Raw genomic sequence first — 11,130 nt, forward strand, 5'->3', positions numbered from 1 at the left:
GGGCGGGCTTGCCGTGGCAGAGGGCGGGGTGCTGTGGGCTTGGCGTAGTTGGGCTGCTTCGATGTGCTCGCGTACGCCGGGGGCATAGGTGAGCCAGGTGGAGACTCGGGCGGCGCGGGCGACTGCGGCGAAGGTGAGCGGCTTTCCCTGTTTCTCGAGTGTGGCAAGAACGGTGAGGACACGGGCTCGTTTGTCGAGGCTGTGACGGCGTCTGGCTTCGGCGAGGGGGGCGGGGTTGCCGTGGGGGTTCATCACGGGTCTTTCGGTCGGGCAGTGGTGAGGGGCAGGAGGGTGTGATTGTCGCCTGCCCGTGCTTTGCGCAGCACGGTGCTGGCTTCTTCGATCTGGGCGCGTTCGGAGGCGGGGAGGGACGCCAGGTGTGTGTTCATGCGGTCGATGACGCGCTGGTAGGCGGTGATCTGTGCGGTGAGGGCGGTGGTGACGAACTCGGCTGCGCCCATGGCGAGTGCGGTTTCGCGGTCTGCTCGTAGTTCGTTGATGTGGTGCTCGATGGCGGGCAGGTAGGAGGGGTCGGGGCGGTAGAAGCCGCAGCCGGCGCACTGGAAGCGGATGGGGCACGCTTGGCCGCCGGCTTTGACGTTCGACGGCTCGGTGCAGCCGCCGTAGGGAACGGCGACGGAGCGCATCTCGTAGGCCGTGCTCGAGCTGGGGCTGAGGTGGCCGTGCTGGTCGAGGACGTGTGCGCTGAGTTTGGCCACAGCTTCGCTCTTCCGTTTGAGGGAGACGGTGTAGTAGCGCTGGGTCATGGCGATGGATTTGTGGTCCATCAGCTCGCGCAGCACGTCGACGGGGGTGCCGGCGTCTGCGTGGCGCTGGGCGTAGGAGTGGCGGAAGGCATAGGGGTAGATCAGGGACCGGTCGAAGAGCAGGCGTTGTCCTCTTGAGTCGGTGCCCTCGGCGTGGAGCGGGGGCAGGGCGTCTGCCCAGAGCCTGAGGGCGTCGCTGAGGTAGGTGCTGGAGATGTGGGGGGCGTCGCTCAGCGCGGTGAGGGACGGAAAGAGGTATCGGTCTCCCTTGGCGGGAAGGTGCAGCTGGTCGCGGCAGTCTTGCCAGGTTCGGATGGCGTCGGCGGTGGAGGTTGTGATCGGCAGACGTCGGCGGTGGCGTTTCCGCTTGTGGTTGTCCCAGATCAGGGTGGGCTGGCCGTTGTGGATTTCCAGGCAGTCACGGGCCAGGGAGACGATCTCGAGCGGGCGGCGCCCGGTGTCGCGCAGGACGATGTACATCGTGCGGTACAGCAGCTGCCGGGCGTCTGGGGCGATGTCGCGGCAGCCGTAGGTGTTTCCGGTGCCCAGGGTGTCGAGGTGGGCGTCCAGTTGCCGGATGACGGACTCGGGGATGGCCTTGCCGATGAAGTCCTCGTTGGGTTCTTCCACGGAGATGACGTGCTCGACGGGCACGCGGGTGAAGGTGCCGGCCAGGTCATCGAGGGTGCCGCAGCGGCGGCCGTAGGCGATGAGCTGGAAAAACATCCCTAGCAGACTGCGCCGGAAGGAAGAGGAGTAGAGGGTGCCGTCTCGTCTGCGTGCGCCGCGGAAAGCGTCGACGGCCAAGGTGGCATCGGCGAACGTCAGGGCGGCGGGATCGTCGCCGGCGTCGGCACGCTGGGCGAGAGCCGTGGAGGCGATGGTCGTCGCGTGGAAAGTGCGCTTGAAGTCTTCCGTGGTGGGGCGGGCGGTGGTCACCCAATGACGCAGCGCCTGGCGCAGCCAGGGCTGGCGGACTGTGCGGAGATCGACGCGGCCGGGAAGATGCCGGCGCTTGCCGGAGGCGCTGTGGCGCAGCCCGAGGACGCGCAGATCGATCACGTCCTGGTCGATGAGGGTGATCCCGGAGAACTCGCTGTATCCGGCGCGGGCGGCGGACTGCAGGTTCTCCAATGTGCGGACGGCAGCCTGGTGCGGCTTGGTGAGCCGGGCCGTGTTGGTGGCGTCCAGAAGGGTGTCGGCCGTGGTGAGGTGGCTGATCACGCCGCGGATCCAGTGAGGTTCCAGGGCACGTACCCACTGGTCCATCTGCTGCACGGCGTAGAGCACTTCCCAGCGCAGTAGCTCGGGCAGTGGGGCGAGGTGGAACTGGTGCGCCAGCAGATACAGGGGCTGGTGCGGTGCCCACTGGGCGGCAGGCACGGGGTCAGTGCTGGAGCGGCATTCCGCTCTCCAGGCGCGCCAGTGGTAGTTGCACAGCCCACTGGAGTTCATCGCCCAGCCGGAGCAGTGGGTCACCATACAGTCCGGGTTTTCGGTGAACGGTGTTGCCCGGCTGCGAAGCCACCGCTCGAGCGTGCCTCTGGACTTGTGGTACTTCCATGATCCGTGGTGGGCGGCGCACAGGCCTCCCGATACCTGAGGGCGTACACACCGCACGCTGTCCCGGGTGAGCGTGCACGGCCCGACGACCGTCAATGGCAGGGATCTGGAACGGGCGGGGGTGAAAGTGGCCGCGAACTCTTCCCGCGGCAGACCGCTCTTTCTGCGCTGGTCCGAGCAGTAGGTACAGAACGTTTCCTGAGCACGTACGATCACGTCGCAGCGGCGGGTGCGGCACCGGGAGGACGAGGTGCGCGGGTTGTCGAGGTCTCCGGTGAACAGCCATCTGGCGCTGTCCCACTCCCCCGGCCGCCACGCGGGATCGATGTGGGCACGCAGCCACGTCTCCCACGACTTCTTCGTGGCCTTCGTCGGTGCGGAACGTGCGACGGCAGGCGCACCAGCCGTGCTCACTGGTCCTCCCGCCATGCCTGGGCCCGGTCGACAGCCGCCCGGGTCTCACACTCATCGACGTGGCGGTAGCGGTCCGTGGACAGCGGCGAGGCGTGACCCAGCAGCTTTTGCACCACGTCCCGGTCCACTCCCTCACGCAGCCAGTGGGTGGCCGCGGAGTGGCGCAGCATGTGCGGGCGAGCCGGGTGCCCGGCGCGGCGGGCCAGGCGGTCGAAGACGTTCTTGGCGTTCGGGTAGGTCATGGCCCGCCCCAGCGGGGGCCGGAAGAGGTTCACGAACACCATGCCGGTATCGGCCGCGGCGGCCACCGGGGCCCGTTCGTGCTGGTAGTCGGTGTAGAAGGCGACGATCTCGGGGGTGACGGGGAGGCAGCGGGAGTGTCTGGACTTGGCCAGGGCCCGGTTCGGGTTGTCGGTGCGGCGCCGCACATGAAGGTGCGGGCCCTGAACCGGGCAGCCCAGCGGGCGTGACGAGGCCAGGAAATGCAGATCCTCCTGGCGCAGACCCAGAGCCTCCCCGATCCGCAGGCCGGTCGCGGCGAGCAGCGCGATGAGAAAACGGTCCCGCGCCCGGGGCGTATCCGCGATCATGCGGCGGATCTGCTGCGGGGACAGGGCTTCGTAGCCGGGCTCGCTGACCTGGAAACGAAAAGCCGACACCTGTACTTGACGCCACTGGCCACGCTCGCCGGCGTCGTAACCGGCCGGCAAGAACCGCAGGAACTTCGGCTCCGACAACAGGCCAGCCGTCTGGGCAGGGACCCAGCCGTGGAGCGCGCCGAAGCGCAGGAAGTCCGTGACCGCCGTCATCACCGCGTTCGCCGTACCCCGTGAGCGGTAGCGGGGCGCAACCGTTGGGGAGCGGCGGCTGCGGGCCGGCAGCGGCGTGGTGACCAGCCACTGCTGCAGCCCGGACAGCGCCATGAAACTCGGACACGACCACTCGATACAGCGCTGGGTGCAGTAATTCAGATAGAGGGCGAGACGGCCCGCGTAGACCCGTTCCGTGTTCGGCGAGCGGCCCTTGCTACGCAACCCCGCCAAAAACGCACACGCCTCTACATGCAGGTCGAAGGTGCGTGTATCGGCCACCACCCACCGCTCCACACCGGTCGACGGAGAGATCGAACGCTCAGCCACATAGCTCTGCTCCACCCACCAAACACAACCAAGCCCGCCCCCAGCCAACACCGCTTCCGAGCATCTCCCACACGACCAGGTGGGAACCACACCGAACACACCACATAAGCCCGTGCACCTATGGATAATCACCGGCCTGAGGCCGAGGGCGTCCAGGGGGCCTGCGCTTGCCACTTCACAAGGGTGTGCATCGCAACGGGCGTCGTTGCCGAGGCGCGACAGGACTGTCAGAAGGAGGCTGCGGAATGGGTATGCGCGGCAGCGAGCAGGAACAGACCGGCGGAGCGGGGGTCTCCCGGGTCATAGCCGACTTCACAGACCTTGGCTGGGGTCCTTCGGAAAACACCCGCCATGACCTCGGTATCGATCTGTTCCTGCAGGTACGCGACGAACGGCGCTTCGACCGCATTATCCTGCTGGCGGCTCAGGTCAAGTCAGGACCTTCGTATTTCGGCGCACCGACCAGCGACGATCAAGGTGCCTGCACTGGATGGTGGTACGCGGAAAGCGACGCTAGGCACTTCGAGGACTGGGTCCAGCACGCCCTGCCTCACCTGCTCGTGATGCACGACGACGCCACCCGCACCTCGTACTGGGCGCATGTGACGAAGGAAGCGGTTCAAAGCACGGGGGACGGATTCAAGATCCACGTGCCGATCCACCAGAAGGTAGAGCTGAGTAATCGGGACACCCTGCTGGAGGTTGCCGCCTCCGCAAAGCAGCAGCCCGTGCTCCAAGGCACCTCGTTCGCGGCAGGAGCCAGGGCAGTCGCTCCCGGAAGAGCACTGCGCCACGCGTTGCTGACCCCTCGTCTCATCGCTCCCCACCGCAACACCAGCTATGAACGCACCCTCGTCCCCGAGGAAGCCATCGCCCTGGTCACCCAGGGGCGTGCCCAGGACCTGGAGTGGTACATCAAGAAGGGCTCCAATCCTCAGCTTGCCGGAGCCGACAGCCGCTCCCGCCTGTGGGAATGGCGGTTCTTCTCCGCCTACTACAGCGCTGCAGTGGATGCGGACATCCAGCCGCTCCTCGACCTCGCCACAGCCACCTGCCCCGCACCACTGGCCACCGGCAAGCGTCCGAAGAAACGGAAAACAGAACAGGCGCACCGGATCGCGGCCAGCGTTGTGACCGGTGCGGTGTTCCTCACCGCCGCCGAGCGGCTGGCGGAAGCAGAAGCCCTCCTGGAGGCGGCGGGCGAGGACCTTCTCCCCATCGACCAGGCCTGGGCATACATGCATCGAGCCATCGTGATGAGTGAGCGGGGAGACCTCGGAACTTCCCGTCGCCTGGCCGCGGCAGCACAGCGGACCGTCGCACTGGATCTCGATGACGTCACCGCAGCTGCCATCGGTGCGTCAGCTGCCGACTTCCTCTTCCGCACCTCAGGACTGGAAGCAAAGGACCTGGGTGCCACCATGACAGCCGTCGATACTGCCGCCTCCTGGTGGCGCTCTCAAACCGTTGCTTGGGCTCTCGAAGAGCATGAGGAAAAGGCATTCCGTGCCTGGGGAGAGTGCGAAGACCCCGGCACCTGGCCATCGAACGAAGCGCAGGACCGTCTGCTCAGCGCGTGGCTGAGCGCCTCTCTGGCGGGAACGCGGGGCCCGGCAGCCGCCGCCCTCGCCCAGCATGCCCGGCATGAAGTCATCCAGCACGAAGCGGCATGGCGCAGCGATGCGGCGGCGGAGCTCAGCGTGCAGGACAGCCAGCCTCGCCAGATTCCGCTCGGCGCTCACGCCCGCGGCCTGGAGGACACACTCGACGAACTGAGACGCTTCGGCTGCACCAAAACACTGCAGACCGCTGTTCAACGTCTATGGGCGGCAGGGCCCGCCAGCCCGGTGCAAGCCGCCATACAGCGGTCGGTGACGGCGCCATGGACCCACACCAACGCATCGTCGAAGCTGGCCCTTCTGCGGCACGCCGGAGACCTCCTCCCGCCCGAACTGGCCGATCAGGCAGGACACCACTGCCTGACCCTGCTCGAAGACCCCGACCCCTTCGCGCAACGCGTACGACCGACGTTCTCCATCGATCACTACGCGCACAGGGCTCTTTGGCGGGTCCTGCCCGCAGCCAGCGACGCGGTCCACGCGGCAGCAGCAGACGTGCTCCTGCGCATCCTGCCCGACCGGCCGGGCGCGCCTGCGGAAACCGACCTGATCAAACTCGCTGCGCACCTGAGGCCTTCTGCCGTCGCAGCCTCCTCCAGCCGGCTACTCGCGGCCGCAACAGGCCACAGCAGCCCTAGCATGTCCGCCGCGCTCTTGGGCGTACTGATCGCCTGCGGCGACTCCGCGGCCGAAGCCGAGCTGCTGCGCCGCACCGAAACCGGCGACATCGACGCCATCGGCGAAGTGCGGTCACCGGCGGACCTCGCCCCCCGCACCGGCCAGCACGTGATCGGCCTGGCCGCATCTCACTGCCAGCAGCAACTCGAGGAAGCTCACCAAAATAGCTGGGGACTCGGGGGCTGGGACTGGGCGCGCCTCCTGGCACTGTGCAGCTTTCATTTCCCCGAGCATGCCCGCTGGGACCCCGTCATCGACATCGTGCTCGATCCTCAGGTCGCCCAAGAGCACAAAGCAGGGGCCGTCCGCGCCCTCACCACACGCGCCGACCAGCTCCCCGCCGCAGCTGCCGCCCGTCTGCGGGCTGCCTTCGAGACGGGACTGCCCACAATCAGGGGGGTACCGGGCTTGATCGACGAAGCCGGGGACCTCACCGAGGCAGCCTTCGCCCTCGGCCTCGCCCTCGGCACAGTAGATAGCAACACGGCGCTCCACCGCATCCTCACCTGGTTGCGCGGCTCCGCCTCACAACGCCAATCAGCCTCACGCCTCGTAACCGCCCTCAGCTACCACACGAACGACCCCGTCATCCAGGGAACGCTGGTCGCTCTCACCGGCGATCCGCAGTACCAAGTTCGCGCCGCAGCAGCCTTCTCCCTCACCCGCGGACTCCAGGAGAACCCCACTCCAGCCGTCGAAGCAGCCATCACCACAGCAGCATACGAACCCGGGTGCCGCGTGCCCCTCGCCATCGCCCACGCCCTCGACCACACATCAGCCCTAGAAACCCACCGCGCCCTGCGAAACGAGCTCCGACAACACATGTCCGCTCTCGTGCGCTCAGCAGCCACCCCCACAGCCAGCCCACCACCCACAACAAACACACCACGCCCCGCCACCACCCCTTGATAATCGACACCCGCAACTGTGACTCCGTCTACTTCGCGGACGTGCGCGGCTCGATGCCCGACCTCGTCCAGGCCGTGGGCCGCGCGCTGCGGATGCAACTTGGCGAGGGCAAGGTCGCCTCGCTCGTGGTGCCAGTCCTACTGGGGCCGGGCGAGACGGCGGACAACATGCTCACCTCCAGGGCGTTCGGCGGGTTGGCGAAGCTGCTCGAGGCGCTCAGGGCGCACGACGCCCGCGTCGTGGAACAACTCGCCGAGCAGCAGGCACGCAGCAGCGTCAGGGGCGTGCAGAGCCGCAGCGGAGGGCCGGAGGGTGAGGAAGCCGGGAGCGACCGTGGATTGTCGGTGCCGGCCCGGGAACTGCTGAAGTTCTCCACCCCGCGCGACCCAGCGCAGCTGGCCGCGTTCATCAACCTGCGGGTTCTCAACCCGGAGCACGAGCACTGGCGGCGCGGTGTGGAGGCCACCGTCATCTACAACCGGCTACACGGCGACCTGAAGGTGCCGTTCACGTACCGCGTCCCCACCCGCGACGACCAGGACACCGAAGCCGAAGGGTGGCCGGCCGCCCTCGCCGGATTTCCGCTGGGGCAGTGGATCGCCGACGCTCGCCGGTTCTACGCCCGCGGGGAGATGGACGAGGAGCGTGTCGAGCAGCTGGAGAAGCTGGGCATGGTGTGGTCGCACTACGACGTCGCGTGGGAGGAAGGTCTCGCGGCGGCGCGCGGGTGGGCGGCCGAGGCGGGCCACCTCCTGGCCCCGCTGGACGCCACCTACCAGGGCTACCGGGTAGGGATCTGGCTGAAGAACCAGCGGGCCGCCGCCCGCAAAGCGGCCGAGATCGAACAGCGGCGCACCGAGGGCCTGCCGGTTCAGTCGTCGGCCGGGGCGCTGTCGGAGATGCGGCGCGAGCAGCTGGAGGACATCGACCCCTCCTGGTGCCCGGCCTGGCCGGTGGAGTGGCAACGCTCCTTCCACCTCGTCCGGCTCCACCTCGAGGCCGGCCGCCCGCTGCCCACGTCGCCGGGCGAGGTCGTGCACCAGGGCGAAGACCTCGGACGGTGGGTACGCTCCGTCCGGTACGGCTGGGACAACCTCACCACCGTCCAGCAATGGCTGTGCGAACACATCCTCGGAATCGAGCCCGCGTCCGAGGACGAGAAGCCGCCCCCGCGCCGTACACAGGCCGACAAATGGGCCATGAACTATGAAGCCGCCCGCCAGTTCTACGAGCGCGAGGGGCACCTGCGGGTACCGAGGAAACACGTCGAACGGATCGTCGGCCAGGACCAGGAGGAGCGCGAGCTCCGTCTCGGGGCATGGATCGGGAACCAGCGCAGCCGGGCCGCGACGCTGACACCCCAGCGAGTGAAGCAGCTGTCCGCGATCGGGATGCGGTGGTCCTGATGGTGGGCGTCGTCGTCACCGCGGCCGCCGCCCTCGCGGCCGGCTACCTGCTCGGGCGACTGCGCCCATAGCAGCGGCTGGGCGACTAGGCGGCCGATCAGGTCCGTTTCACCGGGGCATGGGTCCGCGGCGGCGCCATCCGCCAGGCCCTCGTCGTCCTGGTCCACGCCGTCACCGCGCCGCGCACCAGCTGGCGCATCATGCGCACCCCAGCCACCGACGCTCCGGTGCCGGTGCCCGTACGCGATCCGGGCTGGGTCGCCAACCGCTCCCGGGGAGGGCACGAGTAGACGGAAGGTCACCGACTGCCGGGCAGGCAGACCCAGCGGGCTCCACGTGCTGTCTCCGTTCACCCACTGGCCTGTGCCAACGGAGTTTTGAGCGTGTGCCAGTGAAGTTTGAGTGGCACCGGATGTCGGCGACGCTTGAATAGTGAGCCGGTTCCGGCGGGTGAAAAGTGACCCCCACTGCGTCAGTTGATGTTGGTCATTCCCCGGTGTTGGCGGCGGGAACCCGTCCGAGGTCGCGGCCGCGCATGCGGTAGCTGTCGCCCTTCAGTGAGATCACCTCGGCATGGTGGACGAGTCGGTCGATCATCGCGGCGGCAACGGTGTCGTCGCCGAAGACCTCGCCCCAGCGTCCGAAGGGCTTGTTGCTGGTCACGATCACGGAGGCGCGTTCGTAGCGTCCCGAGATGAACTGGAAGAACAGGTTGGCCGCCTCGGGCTCGAAGGGGATGTAACCCACTTCGTCGACCACGATCAGCGGGATTCGTCCCAGCCGGGTCAACTCGTCGCTCAGACGCCCGGCCTGATGGGCTTCGGCGAGGCGGGTGACCCACTGGGCGGCGGTGCCGAAGGCGACTCGATGGCCGGCCTGACAGGCCCGGATGCCGAGCCCGGTGGCGAGGTGGGTCTTGCCGGTTCCGGGCGGTCCCAGGAAGATCACGTTCTCCTTTCCGGCGACGAAGTCCAGCGTCCCCAGATGGGCGATGACCTCGCGTTTCACTGACCGCTGGTGGTCGAAGTCGAAGTCCTCCAGCGACTTGCGAGAGGGGAATCGAGCTGCCCGGATGCGTCCCTCGGCGCCGTGGGAGTCGCGGGCGGCGACCTCCCGCTGCAGGCATGCGGCCAGATACTCCTCGTGGCTCCAGCCCTCGTCGCGAGCCCGTTCGGCGAGCCGGGCTGCCGCATCGCGCAGGGCCGGGGCCTTCAGTGCCTTGGTCAGATAGATCAGTTCGGAGCCGACGTCGCGGCTGGTCCTGGCCTGGTTCGTGCCGTTCTTCGTGCTCATCACGCTGCCCCTTCACCCGTGCTCAGCCCGCCGTCGATCACGCCGAAGATCCGGTCATAGGTCTCCAGCGACCGCTCCTCGACCTCCGTCACGTCCACCGGCGCCGGCTTCGGGCTGGCGGCCGCCTTGCGGGCGGCCGCGGCAGCGGCCGCATGGTCCGGATCGGTGATGGTCTGGTGGCGAGCCCAGCTGCGGGCATGGCGGGCGACCTCGACGCCGTCGCAGGTCACCAGCACCTGGTCCAGGTCGGCGACGACCTCGACGCGGCGGCCGACGGCCAGCGGATGCACCGAGTAGTCGCAGGTGTCCAGACGGACGTAGTGATCCCGAGGCAGCCGCAGGGATGCCTTCCACCAGCCCGGCGGGGCGATCGGCGGCAGGGCCAGCATCCGGGAGCGATCCGCTTCCAGCCGGTCCGCCGGGCGGGCCTGCAAGGTCCGGTGGATGCGCCGGTTCGCCCTGGTCAGCCAGTCGGCGAGCTGAATGTTGAAGTCCGCCGGTGAGGTGAACACCCGCCCGGGCAGGAACGACGTCTCGAGATAACCGTTGGCCCGCTCGACCAGGCCCTTGGCCTCCGGATCACGGGGCTTGCAGAGCAGGAACTTGACGCCCAGCAGGCCGGCGAAGGCAGCGAAGTCGTCGGTCAGTTGGGGACCACCGGGCCGCCAGGAACCGACGGCTCCCTCGTTGTCCCAGACCAGCACCCGCGGGACGGCGCCCAGCTCGGTCAGCAGCCGCCAGTGCCCGGCGATCAGGTCGGCCGCCGACCTGGAGGGCAGCATCCGGGCGGTGATCCACCGCGAGTAGCCCGCGACCATGACCAGCACCGGCGGCCGCCCGACCTGACCGAAGCCGAGCGGGATGTCGGCGGGCGGGAACCACAGGTCGCACTGGCCGATCTCACCCGGCTCATAGACGGTCCGCGAGGCCGGATCCGCCGGCCGATAGGCCGGCCGCAGGTCCCGGACCCGCTCCTTGAGCACGGTCAGACCGCGGTTCCAGCCGATCCGCTCGGCGATCACCGTCGCTGGCATCTCCGGCCATTGCTCCAGCAGTTCACGAATCTGCGGTTCGACCGCGTCCACGATCGAACCCTTCGGGGCCCGCTGATACTTCGGCGGCGCGTCGTCCGCGATCGCCCTGCGAACCGTGTTCCTCGCGATCCCCAGCTTCCTCGCGATCGCCCGCACCGGCATCTGCTCGGCCCGATGAAGCCGACGGATCTCCGCCCAGTCCTCCACGCTGATCACCACTCCTCCCGGCCTGACTCAACGAGCCAGACCCCTGAAGGGGGTCAACTTTCAAGCGTCGCCGCTGGTCCACTTTTCAGCCGTCGCCGACA

6 protein-coding genes and 1 pseudogene are annotated in these 11,130 nt (G+C 68.3%); 2 read left to right on the forward strand and 5 right to left on the reverse strand.

The window, feature by feature from the left end; all coding sequences use genetic code 11:
- From ACFV5H_RS37130 to ACFV5H_RS37140, 3 genes and pseudogenes are all read right to left on the reverse strand, one after another.
- A pseudogene (locus tag ACFV5H_RS37130) lies at positions 1-252 on the reverse strand (hypothetical protein); the annotation flags it as partial.
- A complete protein-coding gene (locus ACFV5H_RS37135) occupies positions 252-2,150 on the reverse strand; it encodes a tyrosine-type recombinase/integrase (RefSeq protein WP_385199112.1) in 1,899 nt (632 codons plus the stop codon). The pseudogene ACFV5H_RS37130 and the gene ACFV5H_RS37135, both read right to left, overlap by 1 nt.
- A 590-nt stretch (positions 2,151-2,740) precedes the next feature.
- Positions 2,741-3,898, reverse strand: a complete 1,158-nt coding sequence (locus ACFV5H_RS37140) for a tyrosine-type recombinase/integrase (RefSeq protein WP_385199113.1) — start codon at positions 3,896-3,898, stop codon at positions 2,741-2,743.
- A 230-nt stretch (positions 3,899-4,128) separates the two neighbouring features.
- Between ACFV5H_RS37140 and ACFV5H_RS37145 the strand changes: the two genes are divergently transcribed.
- Both ACFV5H_RS37145 and ACFV5H_RS37150 read left to right on the forward strand, forming a co-directional pair.
- The gene (locus ACFV5H_RS37145; RefSeq protein ID WP_385199114.1) at positions 4,129-7,089 is read left to right on the forward strand and encodes a DUF4365 domain-containing protein; all 2,961 of its coding nucleotides are present in this window, start codon (positions 4,129-4,131) and stop codon (positions 7,087-7,089) included.
- Positions 7,086-8,495 (forward strand): Helicase associated domain protein, encoded by a 1,410-nt coding sequence (locus ACFV5H_RS37150; protein ID WP_385199116.1) that lies wholly within the window; start codon positions 7,086-7,088, stop codon positions 8,493-8,495. Before ACFV5H_RS37145 ends, ACFV5H_RS37150 begins: the two co-directional genes overlap by 4 nt.
- 486 nt (positions 8,496-8,981) lie before the next feature.
- Here the strand turns inward: ACFV5H_RS37150 and istB are convergent, their stop codons facing one another.
- A complete protein-coding gene (gene istB, locus ACFV5H_RS37155; protein WP_351561320.1) occupies positions 8,982-9,788 on the reverse strand; it encodes an IS21-like element helper ATPase IstB in 807 nt (268 codons plus the stop codon).
- Positions 9,788-11,038 carry an IS21 family transposase gene (gene istA, locus ACFV5H_RS37160; RefSeq protein WP_385199118.1) on the reverse strand — a complete coding sequence of 417 codons (1,251 nt, stop codon included), beginning with the start codon at positions 11,036-11,038 and terminating at the stop codon, positions 9,788-9,790. The genes istB and istA overlap by 1 nt, the downstream gene beginning before the upstream one ends.
- Positions 11,039-11,130 lie beyond the last annotated feature (92 nt).

The sequence above is a fragment of the Streptomyces sp. NPDC059787 genome, from assembly GCF_042732315.1.
Classification (GTDB): Bacteria; Actinomycetota; Actinomycetes; order Streptomycetales; family Streptomycetaceae; genus Streptomyces; species Streptomyces atrovirens.

Excerpts from the sequence above, each read along its gene's own strand:
- ACFV5H_RS37145 (WP_385199114.1), top strand. The coding sequence starts at position 4,129 with ATGGGTATGCGCGGCAGCGAGCAGGAACAGACCGGCGGAGCGGGGGTC.
- istB (WP_351561320.1), bottom strand. The coding sequence starts at position 9,788 with ATGAGCACGAAGAACGGCACGAACCAGGCCAGGACCAGCCGCGACGTC.